Source organism: Brevibacillus sp. SIMBA_040 (assembly GCF_046535075.1).
Taxonomy (GTDB): Bacteria; Bacillota; Bacilli; order Brevibacillales; family Brevibacillaceae; genus Brevibacillus.
On record NZ_JAWRXI010000012.1, the window covers coordinates 53,642 to 69,636 of the forward strand.

The following is a 15,995-nucleotide window of genomic DNA, read 5'->3' on the forward strand; positions in this document are numbered from 1 at the left end:
TTTATTTATAAAGATTGTTAATCAAATATAAAATTAAATTTATCGATAAAATAAAACAGAAAAAGAATCCAGCCTTCTATAAAAGCCAATAAACCCTTATAAAATAAGGGTTTATGAACTTTTTTCATTCTTTATTTTTTGAAAGTCAGCCTCCTGAACTGAATGTGGCAGCAACTTTATTTTTGTTTAGTTATAAAATTTTGAATAAATAGAAAGTTTATCATTCAAACATACAAACAAAAAAGAAGGGCGTATTTGCCCTTCTTCTCTCATACTTATTTGGTTCTTCGATTATTGAATGTCTGCCCATTTCCAGTCTACGAAGCCCAGACCGTCGAGAACAACACCTTTTACTTTGTCGCTCTTCACATAGGAATGAGTGTAATAGTAGATTGGCGCTGCAGGCATTTCATCCATGAAGATTGCTTCTGCTTCAGCCAGGATTTGTTTACGTTTTTCTGGGTCCTTTTCAAGAGCAGATTTGTTCAGCAGCTCCTGATATTTAGGATTTTCCCAGTTGGTATCGTTGTTGCTGCCTTTTTTGTTCTTGAACAGATCCAGGAAGGTGTATGGATCGTTGTAGTCACCAGTCCAGCTGGAACGAGCGATTTGGAATTTACCTTGGTGCATGTCATCCAAGAATACTTTCCACTCTTTGTTTTCCAGCTTCACGTCCACGCCCAATACTTTTTTCCATTGGTCTTGGATCGCTTCTGCAATCTTCTTGTGACCCTCAGAAGTATTGAAGGACAGAGTCAGAGTAGGCATTTTGGTGATGCCTTCTTCTTTCATACCTTCTTCCAGCAATTTTTTCGCTGTTTCTGCATCGTTATCCTTGAAGTAAGGGCTTGTTGCAACAGCCATTGTTGGAGGTACGAGACCCATTGCTGGTTCTTGGTTTGTTTGCGTTACGTTGTCGATGATGGACTTACGATCGATCGCATACGCAAACGCTTTACGGATTTTCGCGTTGTTGAAAGGCGCTTTCTCCGTATTGAATTTGTACATGTAAGTTCCCGCAATTGCACGAGTTTCCATTTTGCCGGAATCTTTCAATGCTGGAACAGCGTCAGTAGGGAGTGCGCTCATAGGAGCTCCTGCCCAATCCAGATCACCATTGTCAAACATGGACAGCTCAGTGTTTTCATCCTCAACCATGGAGAAATCGATCTTGTCCAGTTTTACAGCATCTTTATCCCAGTAGTTGTCGTTTTTAGCGAGAACGATCTTGCTCTTGTGCTCCCAAGTATCGATCTTGAACGGACCGTTACCTACGTGGGACTTCGCTTCTCCAGCCCATTTTGCATCGGACTCAATTACTTTTTGGTTAACCGGGAAGTACGTGTAGAAAGCAGTCAGCTCCAGGAAGAATGGAGTTGGATTTTTCAATGTCACTACAAGCGTTTTATCATCTTGTGCTTTTACGCCAACATCGTCTGCTTTCGCTTTGCCCATATTGTACTCTTCAGCATTTTTCAGGTAGTACAGCTGGTATGCGTAAGTGGAGCCAAGCTTCGGATCGAGTGCTCGCTTCCATGCATATTCAAAGTCTTTTGCTGTTACAGCATCGCCGTTGCTCCATTTGCTGTCACGCAGGTGAAACGTGTATGTCAAGCCATCTTCGGATACATCGATTTTTTCAGCTACGGACTCGTGTGGTTTGCCGTCTTCAGCAATACGAGTAAGTCCATCAAATGTTGCACGCAGAAGCGCACCGGAAGTAGAATCCTCAGCCAACGCAGGGTCAGCTGTTGGTGGCTCGCTGTGCATGTTCATGCGCAATACTTTTGGACCGCTAGTTTGCTCGTTACCAGTAGAAGCTCCTTGTTCACCGGTTTTTTCACCGCCGCCGCCACAGCCTGCCAGCGCCGCACTCAAAACCAGAATAGAACTCATAGCTGCAAATACGCTTTTTTTCATTGGTGTTGACCCCCTTTTATATCGGTAAAACTCCATTGAAAGCTACTTCAACAATATACTGCATTTTTAGTAATATTGAAGACATTTTAATCAAATTTAATTATGTTTTATTCGAATATCAAATTATATTAAGGGAAATAAATTCGAAAACTTCATCAGATGCAGTATGCCTCAAGCAAGAAAAACTATGCAAAAAAGGAGAATTCCTCTACACTGGGAGTAATTGGATTTGGTGAGTAATGGTTGCCAGAAGGGGCGTGGCAGCATGTACGCGAAACAGAAGCCGGAGATTTTTATCGGATCGTCCGTCGAAGGTCTATCGGTCGCTTATGAAATTCAGACAGCACTCGAGCATGATGCTGATTGTATCGTCTGGCCACAGGGGGTTTTTGACCCTAGCAGTGTCACGCTTCACGATCTGATTGAAATGACCAGAAGGGTGGATTTTGCCGTCTTTGTTTTTACACCCGATGACTTGACCACCTACCGAAAACAGGAAGTCAAAACAGTGCGCGATAATGTAATATTTGAATTTGGTCTCTTCGCAGGTCGGCTCGGAATCGAACGAGTCTTATTCTTGACCCCACGTTATGTCGAAGGACTGCATCTGCCAACAGACTTGCTCGGGATTACCCCCATCACGTATGAGCACCCGACCGAATCTTCCCTTTTTCCAGCAAAAATCGGTTCTGCCTGTCATCAGATCAGGCGACAGCTTCAAAAACTTGGGCCACTAGAGCAGGGGCGATCCGAAAAAGAAAGTCAGGGCTATATCCGTAGCCTGGAGTCTCATGCGCGGTTTCTCCTCTCTGCCATTGAGTCCAGCGACCAGATGATTCCTCGAATCCATGCTGTGCTGGGCGCCCTGCATAATGAGTTTTGCCCCATGGCAGATTTTCGGGTGAAAGGAACAACGCTGTTTCAATTGACAGAAGATAGCAAAGCGTTGGTACAAATCGGGGTCTCAGGCGCGATAAAAGATCATGCAAAAACGTACTTTTTGGAATACAATGTAAGTAACACCCATCCTCGCAGCTACGTTGTCGATTCCTTTTTGACCAATAAAAAGGTTATCTCGTACACGGGCAAAAAGTATGGGAATGATAAAGAGCTGATCCTTAGCTTTACCGTGGCGAAAATCTTTGTGTTCACGATTCATCTGCTAGCCAAGGATGTACCCATGGAGCTAAATGAAATCGCGGAAGAGCTGATCCGTATGAATGAAGATCTCTTCTATTATTTTGAAACGATATTAGAAAGGGGAACGATGCCATGCCATCTCGAAAACCGAATGCCCACATGACTGTAGCCGGACACGTCAGACCCGTATCCAGACACGTCGCCCGGCAAGTTTGGCGCTCTTTGTTGGCACAACGAGCGAGAAAGGTCCATGGTGCCATTCCCTCTCTTCAGGGCGTCATTTATCACGATGGACCGTCTGTACTGGATTCTGAAGAAGGAATTGTTGTGATTGCGACCAAAGAAGCCGGCTTTAAAAGACCGCGTTACATCGGCTGACATCATATAGAAAAAGAGCTGATCCGTCCGTTTCTAGCGGAGGCCAGCTCTTTTTTCTTTTTACCTGTATTGACGATATTCTTCTGGTGAAACACCCACGATCGACCGGAAATCGCGAATAAAATGGGAATGATCGTAGTAGCCCAGAGCGATGGACAGGTCCAGCCAATCCTTCACGGTTCCCTGATCCATACGCTCAGCCGCTTCATGCAGGCGATAACGCTGGATCACTGACTTCGGACTGACGCCTACATACCGATCAAACATTCGCTGCATGGTGCGCTTATTCATGCCAGAGGTGCGTACTACATCCTCTACCCTCAGGATCGTCCGGTCTTGCTGGATCATCTGGACGATATCGGCAATCAGTGCGGTGTTAGGATCACGCTCTGGCAAATGGGCAGTTAAAAATTGCTCGGCAAGTCTCATCATCGCTGCATCATCAGGCTGGCTTAGGATTTCAGTCTCAAGCTGATCTGTATCGATACCGAATACTTCCTCAAGACCGATCACACTGCCAGTTAATGTAGAGACAGGCGCCTTCAGAAACGGATAAAAGCCCCCGGGCTTGAACTTTATTCCGAAGACCCAGCCCTGCTCTTTCAGCAAGTGGGAGGAGGTCGTTTTGGCTACCCCGAAAACCCCGCTCGCCCCTTTTTCAAATACGAGATTTACGTTTGGATGTGCAATTACTACCTGGGAATAGGGAGCTTGACCGCGCAAATCCCATCTGACAATCCAGTAATGCTGCACAAAATAGCCAATTTCTGCTGACGGCTGTAATCTGGTGAGTGAAAACTTTTTTTCTGCGATCAATGCATGCAGAACGCCCTTCGGAAACTTGTCTATGATTTTGTCCATGCCCGGCCTCCTGTCGCGTTTTTACAATACGACCTTCCAATTCCTGTTTATACTTAGAGTAGTGGTTGAAAGAAACGTTTTCAATTCCAAACTTTAGAAATCACAGGAGGTACGCACATGGATCTTCATTACGATTTTTATATCGCCGCTACGCCCGAGGAAGTATGGCATGTTCTTGTTTCTGATGAAGGTGTATCTGCTATTTTCTGGGGATGCACGATTCGCTCTACATTTCAAGTTGGGGAAGAGCTTGCTTATGTGGGGCCAGGAAACGATGGTGACCAAACCGTGCATGTATATGGTAAGCTGCTGGAGTTTGAACCAAACCGAATCATCAGCTACCTCGAGCATCCTGGTCCTTCCTACCGTGAAAACCATGCTGAACTGGAGACACGTGTTACGATTACTCTAGAGCCGGTCGGCAAATGCACAAAGTTAACCCTCATTAACGACCAATGGCAAGAGGATCATCCCTCTTACGCCAGTACAAGCCTGCATTGGCCAATGATTCTCTCCAACATCAAAACCTACGCAGAAACAGGCAAAACGCTCGATTTAGGATTTTAATTCACTGGTAGGCTTTCTCTCTGACTAAAAAACGCGGGACAAGAAGATTATTCGGCAGCCTTTTATCAGTGGCTGCGGAATTTCACTTCTTGCCCGCTTTTTTGTTACGAAGCTTTCAACGGTTTATTCCGTTTTGCTTGCCCACTTCAAATCAATGAATCCGAGTCCATCGACTTGTACATCTTTTACCTTGTCACTTTGCACCCATACGTCTACATCCGTAAAGAGCGGAATCACAGGCATAGCATCCATGAAGATTTGTTCAGCTTGGGCAAACAGCTCTTTACGTTTCTCCGGATTTCCTTCCAAAGCAGATTGCTTCAACAGCTCTTGGTAGCGTGGATCCTCCCAGCCGGTATCGTTGTTCCCTGTATTGGCGTCACGGAACATTTCCAGGTAGTTGATCGGGTCATTAAAGTCTGCGTTCCAGCCGAGGCGTCCCAGCTCGTATTTCAGCTCATGCATGTCTTGCAAATGCACCTTGAATTCCTTGTTGGAAAGCTTCACATCGAGGCCGAGGCCTTTTTTCCACTGGTCTTGCAGTGCTTCGGCGATCTTGGTGTGACGATCCGTCGTATTATACGACAGTGAGATCGGAGGCAGCTTGGTCAAGCCTAGCTCTGCCATGCCTTCTGCCAGCAGCTGTTTGGCTGTCTCGACATCGTTATCCTTGAAGTAGCCCTCTGGCTTCACAATCATCGATTGCGGCAAGAGGCCCATCGTAGGCACCTGTCCTACCTGTGTGATGTTGTCTACAATCGTTTGACGGTTTACAGCATACGCCAATGCCTTGCGAATCTTTGCGTTGCTAAGCGGTCCCTTGGTCGTGTTGATCTTGTACCAGTACATGGTTGCCTTTGGATGAATGACCAGCTTTCCGGATTCTTTGAGGGATGGAATCGCATCTACTGGCAATCCCCCCAGTGGTTGACCTGCCCAGTCCAGCTCATTGTTTTCAAACATCGCCAGCGCCGTGCTATCGTCCTCAATCATCACAAACTCGATCTTATCCAGATTAACCGTGTCTTTATCCCAGTAGTTTTCGTTCTTTTCCAAGACGATCTTGCTCTTGTGCTTCCATTCCGTCATTTTGAACGGACCATTCGCCACATGTGTCGCAGCTTCGAATGCCCACTTCGGATTTGCTTCCACCACTTTTTTCGGTACAGGATAATACGTATAAAAGGCAGTCAGCTCCAGGAAAAATGGTGTCGGATTCTCCAGTGTTACCTCTAATGTCTTGTCGTCGATGACCTTCACGCCGAGCTCACCAGCTTTTGCCTGCCCTTTGTGCACTTTTTCGGCATTCTTGATGTAATAAAGCTGATAGGCATACTCCGCTCCCAGATTAGCATCGAGCACTCGCTTCCAGGCAAACTCAAAGTCTTGGGCAGTCACTGGATCGCCGTTGCTCCATTTGGCATCGCGGAGCGTGAAAGTATAGATCCGGTTATCCTCCGAGACCTTTACGTCTGAAGCCACCGAATTCATCGGCTTGGAGGCAGCATCCAGACGAGTCAAGCCGTCGAATGTAGCCCTCACGACCGTTCCTGATGTGGCGTCCTTGGCTAACCCAGGGTCAGCCGTTGAAGGCTCGCTCGTCAGGTTTGCACGGAACATTTGCGGAGCTTTCGATGCTGCCACCTGCGCTACTTCACCCGAGCTTGGCGAATTCGGCTGAGGCTGAGGCTGCGTCTGTCCACCTCCTGCACATCCTGCCAAAATACTTCCCGCAATCATAATCATACTGGCAATGATAGAAATTTTCTGTCTCATTCAAATTTTCCCCCTTATCAAACATTTTCTATCGCCACCAATATACTCGACAGAAATGGGCTTGAGAATGGGGTTTGAAGATATTTAATTTAATTTTATGAATATTTATTCTATTGTTAAGGGAAATAAACCCAACCAGCCGTAGTAGGCAGATTGGGTTTATGTGATCGCTCAATTAATTGGTTACTTAGAACGCTGGGATGATCGCGCCTTGGTATGTGTCTTCGAGGAATTTTTTCACCTCAGGCGAGTTCAGTTCTTTCGCCAGCTTTTGCATTGCTTCGGAATCCTTGTTGTCAGGACGAGCTACCAGGAAGTTTGCATATGGAGATTCTTTGTCTTCGATGAACAGAGCATCTTTGGTAGGTACGAGCTTCGCTTCCAATGCATAGTTAGTGTTGATCAGAGCCAGATCTACTTCATCCAGAACGCGCGGCAGCATAGCAGCCTCAACTTCTTTGAATTTCACGTTTTTCTTGTTTTCTACGATATCTTTTACCGTACCGCTGATGCCTACGCCGTCTTTCAGCTTGATTACACCGTTTTTTTCGAGAAGAGCCAGCGCACGACCGTTGTTGGTTACGTCGTTTGGCAGTGCGATTGTTGCGCCATCAACTAGCTCATCAACGCTTTTGATTTTTTTGGAGTAAGCACCGAATGGCTCAATGTGTACCGCAGTCACAGGCTCCAAAGTCATGTTCTGGTCTTTATTGAATTGCTCCAGGTATGGTTTATGTTGGAAGAAGTTTCCGTCGAGTTGTTTTTCATTTACTTGTACGTTTGGTTGTACATAGTCAGTGAATTCTTTAATCACCAAGTTTACACCTTGTTCCTTCAGCTTAGGTTGAACAAACTTCAGGATTTCCCCGTGTGGTACAGCAGTAGCACCAATAGTCAACGTAACTTCTTGTTGTTGTCCACCTTGTGCGCCACCTGTAGATGGAGCAGGAGCGGTTTCTGTTTTGCTTCCGCAAGCTGCCAAAGAAAATGCCAATACAGTAGAAAGTACAGATACAACCAGTTTCTTCACAGTAGATTTCCCCCTTTATTTGTAAACCACTTCTAAAACGATTTATGGAAAGACCTTACTTGCGGCTGTATTTGAGAACCAGACGGTCCCCCAGCGATTGCAAGATCTGAACCAACACTAACAAAATAACAACAGTAACAATCATGACATCAGTCTGGAAGCGTTGATATCCATAGCGAATCGCCAGATCACCCAAGCCACCGCCACCGATAACCCCGGACATCGCCGTATAGGAAACGAGGGCGACTGTCGTAATCGTAATCCCTGCAATCAGACCCGAGCGGGCTTCCGGCAAAAGTACGTTCCAGACAATTTGCCAATTCGAAGCACCCATGGATTGTGCTGCCTCCGTTACCCCGCGATCTACTTCCCGCAAAGAGGTTTCGACCAGTCGGGCAAAAAATGGCGCTGCCCCGATGACCAGCGGCGGGATGGAGCCAAGTACTCCCAGCGAGGTACCTACAATCGCTTTGGTAACAGGAATCAATAAGATCATCAAAATGATAAAAGGAACGGAACGCAGGACGTTCACAATAAAAGATGCGACGAGATAAAATCCACGGTTGGCCAGAAGCTGCCCTCTTGAGGTGAGAAACAGAATGATGCCCAGCGGCAATCCAATCAAGATGGTAAACAAGGTTGAAAAACCAAGCATGGAGAGTGTATCTACTGTCCCAATTCCAATCTCAGACCAATCCACATTTTTTAGTTCCAGCCACTCCATCTAGATCACCTCCACTTCCAGGCCACGCTCACGCAGCTTCTCGATTGCCTGCTTGTTTTGTTCTGCATTGCCTTCCAGCTCGACAACAAGCTGACCATACGGCGTATCTTTCATCCGTGAGATCGTCCCTTGCAGGATGCTGAACACAGTACCTGTCTCTTGCATCGTCTGAAACAGAATCGGCTTGTACGTCTGTTCCCCCAAAAAGGTGACGCGTGCGATCGTGCGATTACCGGAAGCCTTCTCATGCGCTACCATTTCGCGCAGCTCATGAGAATCAGCCACCTGCTCTACAAATTCCTGTGTGGTCGGGTGCTTCGGCTTGAGGAATACTTCAAGCACATCGCCTTCCTCTACAATCAGGCCACCGTCAATAACACCTACCCGATCACAAATGGAGCGGATGACCTGCATCTCATGTGTAATGAGTACGATAGTCAGCCCCAGCTTGCGATTAATATCGAGGAGCAGCGCCAAAATGGAGTTGGTCGTCTGTGGATCGAGCGCCGATGTAGCTTCATCACACAAGAGTACCTTCGGGTCGTTCGCCAAAGCCCGTGCAATCCCTACCCGCTGCTTCTGTCCGCCTGACAGCTGTGCCGGATATTTGTCCCGATGATCCTCAAGGCCCACCAGCTTTAATAGTTCGTCCACCTTTTTCTTGATCTCGGCTTTGGGGCGCTTTGCCAGCTTCAACGGAAAAGCGACGTTTTCACCAACCGTAGCCGATGACAGCAAATTAAAGTGTTGAAAAATCATACCGACGTGACGGCGCTGCTCCTGCAGCCTCCGATCATCCAGCTTGGTCAAATCAACACCGTCAATGATGACCTCGCCTGTAGTTGGCCGCTCCAGCAGATTCATACAACGAATTAATGTACTTTTCCCCGCACCGGAATGGCCAATAATCCCATATATCTCTCCCTTTTTGATTGAGAGGTTAATCCCCAGTAATGCAGGGATTTTATTTCCCTGTACCAGATAGCTCTTATGCAGCTCTCGCAGTTGAATCAACCATTTCCACCTCCCGTTAAAAACAAACGAGCCCCTTTTTCATCAAACGAAAAAGGGGCTGCAACGCAATTTATACGTTCGCATCCACCCTTCTCATCTATCAAGATCCAATCAATCTTGTAGGAATTGGCACCGCGACGTCTATTCGAAAATAGACCGGTTGCCGGGCTTCATAGGGCCTGTCCCTCCGCCTCTCTTGATAAGAAAGATTTCCACGTATATTATGTTCGTTTTGCATATTTTCATGATACAAGTCGGATTATATCGCTTTTGAAAATAGTAAGTCAATAGTAATAGTAGGTAAAAGTTTTTTCTAATCCATGACGCCATTTCGGATGATGGTTGCTTTCACATGAAATTGAAACTGTGCGTCCTTAAACATCTTCCTCCATTCGTTTACGGTCATCTCGGACATGCCCCTCTGATTCGCACGATACACGATGCCGAAGCCAGCAGGATCGACACCCATCGCTTGCAGTTTTTTGATTACCTTTTGCAGCTCCTGTTCGATCTCCTGCTCCAACGCCCTTTCCATAATCTTCATCATCTTGGGGTCCTCCAGCTTCAACGGAAGCGTCATCTCAAGAATACGTGCATGCAAGCGAACATGGACATTAAAGTGCGGAGGGGATGCTTGCTCCAGCTTGATTTTGGAGACACTTGAAATGGTATCAAAGACGAGCTGTACTTTATCTTTTTTATTACTTTGATCCTTTGGGGTCTGACCGAAAATCTGAGCAGGCACTGAGGTATCATAGCTACCAATTTTGAACTTGCCATGAATAAGCTTGATCAGAAAAGCTTCCTTAGGCGAGATCCATCCCACATAGCGATCGCCGCGAAACAAGGCGACCCCTTTAATCATCAATTCGTCTCCTTTTCGCGTAATAAAGGGCATGATTGGGTCGATCCCTGTATCATAGTAAGCCCTGAAAAATTCATGCATGGTAGACGAAGGGATTTTTTCTCCTTTTATATTTTGTTCAATCATTCTATACATATAGATCCCGATATTTCCTTCTTCCTTATACGGGTATGTCAAGAGATCATAAGTATCTCCATCATATACACAGAGGTAGACTCTGCTGGAAAGAGAGGAATCCCGATACAGCGTATCAATAATGCTGCCAATTCCATTTCGGGCAAAATGCTCGTTGTACAGGGCTACGCGTATTTGCCCTCCCAGTATCCGCTTATCTGATTGCAAATTCGTACGGTCGCGAATTCCTTTACTGGTTTCGCCCACAGCAGAAATCACTTGAATTTTTTCCTTTGCTTCCGGATTGATCGAGGGCATCACGATGGTGGCGCGAATATTTTTATCTTTCAACTGGTCATAACCAACTACGGTAGCGAGGCCCGTCTCGTCAAAAATCTGCCTGTCCGAGCAGCCTGTCATCATCAAGATTAGGGAGCACCACATAGCCCAATAATGCATGAACCATTTTTTCTGGCTATTCGGGTATAGATGCATCTGACGCACCCTCCTTCGCTCGCTTGGCACGCTGCTTTATGATGACCATTAAATACAAAAAATACGGATATATGTAGGCGACATACATTCCGATTTTGGAGTAAATGTCGTTGAGCCGATTCATCTCCTGTCTGGTGAGAAGTGCCAGTGAAGCGATGTAAATGATAGGTAAAATCCAATACAACGATTTGCGCAGATTCCAGCCAAACAATCGTTTGATCCCACGTGCAGAAGCCCAGAGAAAGATCATGATGTTTGGCAGAACCACGAGTAGCCACATGGAAATGCCTACAAGCTCAAACCTCTCCATAATAGGCATGTACACCATTTTTTTCAGATTGAGCGTCGCCCAGATCGTTCTCATTAACTGTCCTTGACTAAAAAAGACCAGCGACACGACCATGACTAACGTATAGATCAAATAGGTAACGAGTATGGCCCATTGTGTGCTGCTAACCACTCTTTCCTTATTTTGCACATACGGGTACACGGCATAGATGACTTCGAAGCCGATACTGGTCAACGACATTGCTACCATGCCTTTGAAAAGCTGCTCCATGTTCGTATCCAAAATCGGAAATAAATACTCCCACTGTGCAAATTGTAGCGGAAAGTACAGGTCACATATGAGCCAAATCGTGACCGCCACTGAAAAGAACGTATAGCCAGCGACTACACGAATCCCTCCCAAGACCGTGTAAAAAGCAAGAATGAGAATGATCGCTGACAATATCCATGTCGGCAAATTCGGAAACACCCATGTCTGCACCACTTCGATGTAGGTACGTAATACCACACCCGCTGACATAAAAAAATACGTCAAATAAACGACTCCTAAGCACGTCCCGATCCACTTTCCAAACACGTCGTTCTGGATTCCGTATATGTCTGACGAGGGGTATTTCTGCAAGGTCTTCACAATCACCCATACGGTCAGATGGGTAAATAGCCCGGCCATAATGACCGATATCCACGCATCATGTCCTGACTCCTTTGCGATGACACGCTGAAAACCAAGAACCCCGACTCCAAGTTGGGTACCATGAACCATAAATCCAGCCAGAAACGCTGATATCGTGTTCCCTTTTTTTACCTCAATATTGGTGTCCATAAGAGCCTCTCTTACTCGTCGATGTCTTTCTTTTCTTTTGCCTTGTCACGATCAAAACGACGTACTTTTTTGGGCGAGAAAAAATGGTTTCGCTCAGTCAGGGAAGATAGTGGTGCACGAATAAAGCCGTCTTTCCAATCCGAGAAACGAACCGGGTAGATCGGATACATATACGGACGACCCAAGCTGGTCTGACGCAGCAAGTGACTGGCCAGAAAGCTAAAGCCAACAACAATCCCTAAAGCCCCCAATAATCCCGACAACAAGATCATGGGAAAGCGAATGACTCGAATGGTCGAGCCAATCATATAGCTGGGCGCGATAAACGAAGAGAGCGCACCAAGGGCCACGATAATAATCAGGATGTTGCTCGTAAATCCCGCTTGCACAATCGCCTGACCGATAACAATACCACCTACGATACCGATCGTTTGACCGACCTTGGTAGGCAATCTGGCACCTGCTTCCCGCAAAAGCTCAATGATGAGCTCCATCAAAATCGCTTCCCATAATGGCGGCAATGGCACACGTGAACGTGATTGGGCAAGGGAAAGCAACAGGTCTGCTGGAATCATCTCGTAATGGTATGTAAGTGCCGCCACGTAAACAGGGGTCAAAATCAGCGACAAAATCATGGCAAATACACGCATCGTCCGGTTGAATGTAGCCAGACTCCAGCGCAAGTAATAGTCATCTGGCGACTGAAAAAATTGTAGCAAGGTCGTGGGACCAAGCAACGCAAACGGACTTCCTTCTACCAGGATGGCGATCTGTCCCTCTCGCAATCCATGAATGACGCGATCCGGGCGTTCTGTCTGCTGTAAGGTAGGGAATAATGACTTTTCGTTGTCTGCAATATATTGAGCTAGAATGGCCGAGTCCATGCTGCTGTCCAGCTCCAGGTTCTGAATACGCTCACGCACAGTATTCACGTTTTCCGTATCAGCAGTTCCCTCCAGGTAGAGGATCGAAACATCCATCGGGATCGTATTTCCCACGGTCAACCTTTCATGAAACAACCGAGGAGTCGACATATATTTGCGTATGATGCAGATGTTTACCTGAAGATCTTCCACGAAGGCTATTTGTGGCCCCAGAACAACCGTTTCGATTTCTGGAGCCTGAATATTTCTGCCTACGGTACCGTCGCTCGGAATGGCAATTCCGTAAGCTGCTCCTTTTACGTGAACGTAAATGTTTCCGCTGAGTAACCGCTTGATTGCTTCCGATTCCTCATAGATTCGGTTGCTGCCAGCTCCTCCTAAATGCCGCTCGATCTCTTCAATCCCTACATCGCCCAGACAAATCTCTCTAAGCTTTGGAATGAGCTCACTGTAGACGACCTTGGCGTCTGCCATACTGGATAAATAGTAAAGACACACGCGCTCATTTGGCTCATCAATTTGCTCGGTTACCAAATCACCTGTATGGGTAAACCATTTGCGTGCGCCCTTCTGATCCATCCACGCTCACCTCAATGCATAGAAAATCATGGATTAGTCTGCCCCAATCCTTTCATCACCACACACAAAAAAAGCAGCACGCTCAATTTGGCGTGCTGCTCTTGCTTTCATCCATCGGCTGCATAGCTTCCGCAGTGGGCGGCTGAAGCTTTTCCTGAATAAAGGATTGAACTTGATCTACATCGGGGACCAGAACCGATCCTGCCTTGTGAGATTCACGGAACATTCCCATCGGCGGCAGTTGGTAATTTCCTGGCGACTGTGTATTCAAGCTGAGTCCAAGTGCGGATAGCTTCAGCATATCCATCGAGCCGATATTCGTTTGGACATACGGCGTAACTTCTTTCAAAATGCTTGGCAATTGGATCAAAGTCGTACCGTTTTTCATCTGATTTGCTATTGCGGCCAATAATTTACGCTGCCGCTCGGTGCGCGTATAATCTGAGGTAGCATCATGACGGAAGCGAACGTATTGCAACGCTTTGTTCCCGTCTAACTGCTGCAAGCCCTTTTTCAAATGAATGTCGTATACACCCTTGTCGGTCGGATCGTGGTAGTACATATTCTTCTCCACATCCAGCTCCACACCGCCTACGGCGTCAATCAGTGCCTTGAAGCCTTCAAAATCAGTAATGACGTAGCGATCTACAGGTAATCCCGTAAATTGACTTACGGTCTTCATAGCTAGCTCCGGTCCACCATCGACAATCGCCGAGTTGATTCGAGAGCTTCCATTGCCCGGAATATCCACATAGGTATCCCGCAAAATGGAGAACAGATCATAACGCTTCGTCAACGGATCTACGCTGACCAGCATCATCGAATCCGAACGCGGGAGACCATTGTTTTTCATACCTCTGCGGTCTACACCCATCAGCAGGATATTGACTCGCTCTTTGCCATCCCACTGCGGGATCTCGGCTGCCTTTGTTGCTGCTCCACCATCTAGTGGCGGCGGCGTAATCACATTGGGCTCTTGAATATTTTGTGCAAACTGATAAAAGGAATATCCGTAGTACCCGGCTGTTGTAGCGATGACTACAAGCATCAGGAGCAACACTCGTTTCCATATTCGCATAAAGAACTACTCCACCTTTAGTCTTCGTATCCGTGTAACTCAACTCTCCACTTTGTTTAGTATAACTCGAAACTGCAGAAAGTGGAGCAGCCTTTATTTGGTTCGATTCAACTTATTATATATTTTAATTTACAATGTTTTTAATGTTCGTTATACTATTTGTAAACCAATCCATCGAGGGGTGAGTCACCGTGTTTTCCCCAACCTCCCTGCTTAATCGTTACCCACGGGAAGCGCTGTTTTTCCTGATTGCCAGCTTTATCAACTCCTCTGGCAGCGCATTCATGTGGCCCCTGACTACGCTATACGTACATACGATTTTACAACGCTCCATGACTGAAGCCGGCTTTGTATTAATGATTCAATCCTTGGCCGGAATCGTAGGGCAATTCGTTGGCGGATCGCTATTTCATCGGCTCGGAGCCAAGCGGCTTATTGTAGGAGCGCTGGTTGTGCAAGGCCTCATTCAGATGTCAATTCCTTTTGTTCATAGCTGGCCCGTTTATTTGGCCCTCATGACTGGGCTCGGCTTCACGTTCAACCTGTCCTTTCCAGCCATCCAAGCATTTATCGGGTTTCGCTGGAAAGAGCAGCGCAGAGAATTGTTTAACATTGTCTATGTTGGAAATAACTTAGGGATGGCAATCGGCACCTCCTTGGCTGGTGTGATCGCAACATTTTCCTTTCAGCTTACTTTTCTGTTCAACAGTGTGAGCACATTACTTTTTGCCTTGTTTTTCTTCCTATTTATGAAAAACATCTCTCATCAAGAACTGGTTGGCGATTCCGCCAATGAAGCTGCGCAGGATAAAAAGCGCACAAATTCATTTGCACTGCTGCTTCGCTACCAGCTGTATTTGTTCATGGCGTTGGGTGCTGCCTTTATCTTCTTTTCGAATACGGTTTGGAATACAGGAGTAGCTCCTTATATTACCGAAAAAGGCATGCCGTTGTCCTCTTACAGCTGGCTTTGGACGATCAATGGAATCATCATTTTCGCCGGTCAGCCGATTACGTCCTGGCTCAAGCGCATTATGCGGCAAAATCTGTCTGCCCAGCTCATTGTTAGTGCGGTTCTCTATGCAGTAGGCTTTGGATTTATGTTTATGTACCATGACAGTTACTCTGCGTTTGTCGCCGGGATGATCATTACGACATTTGGCGAAATGCTAATCTCTCCTACTATTCCTACATTTATTACGGAAAGAACCGGGGAGTTCGCGCCGTTTTATTTAGGAGTGGTGGGGGCAATCACGACAGGAGGGCGACTGCTCGGACCCCTTGCGATTGGCTACATGTACGACCAGGGTGGGGTTGAGCCTACCTTGCTGCTCGCAACTGTGGTCGCGACCGGCTCTGTCCTGCTCTGTCTGCTCCATTCCTTTTTCCAGCGCGAAAAGCCCAGTCAATCAGCCAGCTCGTCGCTTTAGACATATTTTTTGCCGAAAAAGCCGCCCGA

Annotated in this window: 14 protein-coding genes and 1 riboswitch; of the genes, 4 read left to right on the top strand and 10 right to left on the bottom strand. The window is 46.6% G+C overall.

The features are described 5' to 3' along the window. Nucleotides 1-291: 291 nt before the first annotated feature. Nucleotides 292-1,920: a peptide ABC transporter substrate-binding protein gene (locus SB752_RS20460; protein ID WP_410717411.1), complete on the bottom strand. Its 1,629-nt coding sequence runs from the start codon at nt 1,918-1,920 to the stop codon at nt 292-294. Nucleotides 1,921-2,185: 265 nt separating this feature from the next. On the opposite strand from SB752_RS20460, the gene SB752_RS20465 reads away from it, so the two are divergent. Next, on the top strand, nt 2,186-3,223 hold the full coding sequence (locus SB752_RS20465) for a nucleotide-binding protein (protein WP_410717412.1): 1,038 nt from the start codon (nt 2,186-2,188) through the stop codon (nt 3,221-3,223). Continuing rightward, nucleotides 3,193-3,438, top strand: coding sequence for a hypothetical protein (locus tag SB752_RS20470; protein WP_410717413.1), 246 nt, complete (start codon nt 3,193-3,195; stop codon nt 3,436-3,438). Before SB752_RS20465 ends, SB752_RS20470 begins: the two co-directional genes overlap by 31 nt. 60 nt (nt 3,439-3,498) lie before the next feature. Here SB752_RS20470 and SB752_RS20475 read toward each other — a convergent pair whose 3' ends face one another. Continuing rightward, nucleotides 3,499-4,299, bottom strand: a complete 801-nt coding sequence (locus SB752_RS20475; protein WP_410717414.1) for a DUF6597 domain-containing transcriptional factor — start codon at nt 4,297-4,299, stop codon at nt 3,499-3,501. A 117-nt stretch (nt 4,300-4,416) separates the two neighbouring features. On the opposite strand from SB752_RS20475, the gene SB752_RS20480 reads away from it, so the two are divergent. After that, nucleotides 4,417-4,866 carry an SRPBCC family protein gene (locus tag SB752_RS20480; protein ID WP_103108067.1) on the top strand — a complete coding sequence of 150 codons (450 nt, stop codon included), beginning with the start codon at nt 4,417-4,419 and terminating at the stop codon, nt 4,864-4,866. 123 nt (nt 4,867-4,989) lie between these two features. Here SB752_RS20480 and SB752_RS20485 read toward each other — a convergent pair whose 3' ends face one another. The 8 genes from SB752_RS20485 to SB752_RS20520 all read right to left on the bottom strand — a co-directional run bounded on the left by SB752_RS20485 (nt 4,990) and on the right by SB752_RS20520 (nt 14,536). Further along, the gene (locus SB752_RS20485) at nt 4,990-6,642 is read right to left on the bottom strand and encodes a peptide ABC transporter substrate-binding protein (RefSeq protein WP_410717415.1); all 1,653 of its coding nucleotides are present in this window, start codon (nt 6,640-6,642) and stop codon (nt 4,990-4,992) included. Nucleotides 6,643-6,829: 187 nt separating this feature from the next. Further along, the gene (locus SB752_RS20490; RefSeq protein WP_410717416.1) at nt 6,830-7,672 is read right to left on the bottom strand and encodes a MetQ/NlpA family ABC transporter substrate-binding protein; all 843 of its coding nucleotides are present in this window, start codon (nt 7,670-7,672) and stop codon (nt 6,830-6,832) included. A 55-nt stretch (nt 7,673-7,727) separates the two neighbouring features. Next, nucleotides 7,728-8,396, bottom strand: a complete 669-nt coding sequence (locus SB752_RS20495) for a methionine ABC transporter permease (RefSeq protein ID WP_103108070.1) — start codon at nt 8,394-8,396, stop codon at nt 7,728-7,730. Next, nucleotides 8,397-9,410: a methionine ABC transporter ATP-binding protein gene (locus SB752_RS20500; protein WP_410717417.1), complete on the bottom strand. Its 1,014-nt coding sequence runs from the start codon at nt 9,408-9,410 to the stop codon at nt 8,397-8,399. A 90-nt stretch (nt 9,411-9,500) separates the two neighbouring features. Further along, nucleotides 9,501-9,616: riboswitch (SAM riboswitch) on the bottom strand. A 107-nt stretch (nt 9,617-9,723) separates the two neighbouring features. After that, nucleotides 9,724-10,884 carry a Ger(x)C family spore germination protein gene (locus SB752_RS20505; RefSeq protein ID WP_410717418.1) on the bottom strand — a complete coding sequence of 387 codons (1,161 nt, stop codon included), beginning with the start codon at nt 10,882-10,884 and terminating at the stop codon, nt 9,724-9,726. Continuing rightward, nucleotides 10,865-11,995 (bottom strand): GerAB/ArcD/ProY family transporter, encoded by a 1,131-nt coding sequence (locus SB752_RS20510; RefSeq protein WP_410717419.1) that lies wholly within the window; start codon nt 11,993-11,995, stop codon nt 10,865-10,867. Before SB752_RS20510 ends, SB752_RS20505 begins: the two co-directional genes overlap by 20 nt. Before the next feature lie 11 nt (nt 11,996-12,006). After that, a complete protein-coding gene (locus SB752_RS20515; protein ID WP_410717420.1) occupies nt 12,007-13,458 on the bottom strand; it encodes a spore germination protein in 1,452 nt (483 codons plus the stop codon). Between the two features lie 82 nt (nt 13,459-13,540). Next, nucleotides 13,541-14,536, bottom strand: a complete 996-nt coding sequence (locus SB752_RS20520; protein ID WP_410717421.1) for an LCP family protein — start codon at nt 14,534-14,536, stop codon at nt 13,541-13,543. A gap of 191 nt (nt 14,537-14,727) precedes the next feature. Between SB752_RS20520 and SB752_RS20525 the strand changes: the two genes are divergently transcribed. Further along, nucleotides 14,728-15,966 carry an MFS transporter gene (locus SB752_RS20525; protein WP_410717422.1) on the top strand — a complete coding sequence of 413 codons (1,239 nt, stop codon included), beginning with the start codon at nt 14,728-14,730 and terminating at the stop codon, nt 15,964-15,966. Nucleotides 15,967-15,995: the final 29 nt, after the last annotated feature.

Excerpts from the sequence above, each read along its gene's own strand:
- SB752_RS20460 (WP_410717411.1), bottom strand. The coding sequence starts at position 1,920 with ATGAAAAAAAGCGTATTTGCAGCTATGAGTTCTATTCTGGTTTTGAGT.
- SB752_RS20465 (WP_410717412.1), top strand. The coding sequence starts at position 2,186 with ATGTACGCGAAACAGAAGCCGGAGATTTTTATCGGATCGTCCGTCGAA.
- SB752_RS20470 (WP_410717413.1), top strand. The coding sequence starts at position 3,193 with ATGCCATCTCGAAAACCGAATGCCCACATGACTGTAGCCGGACACGTC.
- SB752_RS20475 (WP_410717414.1), bottom strand. The coding sequence starts at position 4,299 with ATGGACAAAATCATAGACAAGTTTCCGAAGGGCGTTCTGCATGCATTG.
- SB752_RS20480 (WP_103108067.1), top strand. The coding sequence starts at position 4,417 with ATGGATCTTCATTACGATTTTTATATCGCCGCTACGCCCGAGGAAGTA.
- SB752_RS20485 (WP_410717415.1), bottom strand. The coding sequence starts at position 6,642 with ATGAGACAGAAAATTTCTATCATTGCCAGTATGATTATGATTGCGGGA.
- SB752_RS20495 (WP_103108070.1), bottom strand. The coding sequence starts at position 8,396 with ATGGAGTGGCTGGAACTAAAAAATGTGGATTGGTCTGAGATTGGAATT.
- SB752_RS20505 (WP_410717418.1), bottom strand. The coding sequence starts at position 10,884 with ATGCATCTATACCCGAATAGCCAGAAAAAATGGTTCATGCATTATTGG.
- SB752_RS20510 (WP_410717419.1), bottom strand. The coding sequence starts at position 11,995 with ATGGACACCAATATTGAGGTAAAAAAAGGGAACACGATATCAGCGTTT.
- SB752_RS20515 (WP_410717420.1), bottom strand. The coding sequence starts at position 13,458 with ATGGATCAGAAGGGCGCACGCAAATGGTTTACCCATACAGGTGATTTG.
- SB752_RS20520 (WP_410717421.1), bottom strand. The coding sequence starts at position 14,536 with ATGCGAATATGGAAACGAGTGTTGCTCCTGATGCTTGTAGTCATCGCT.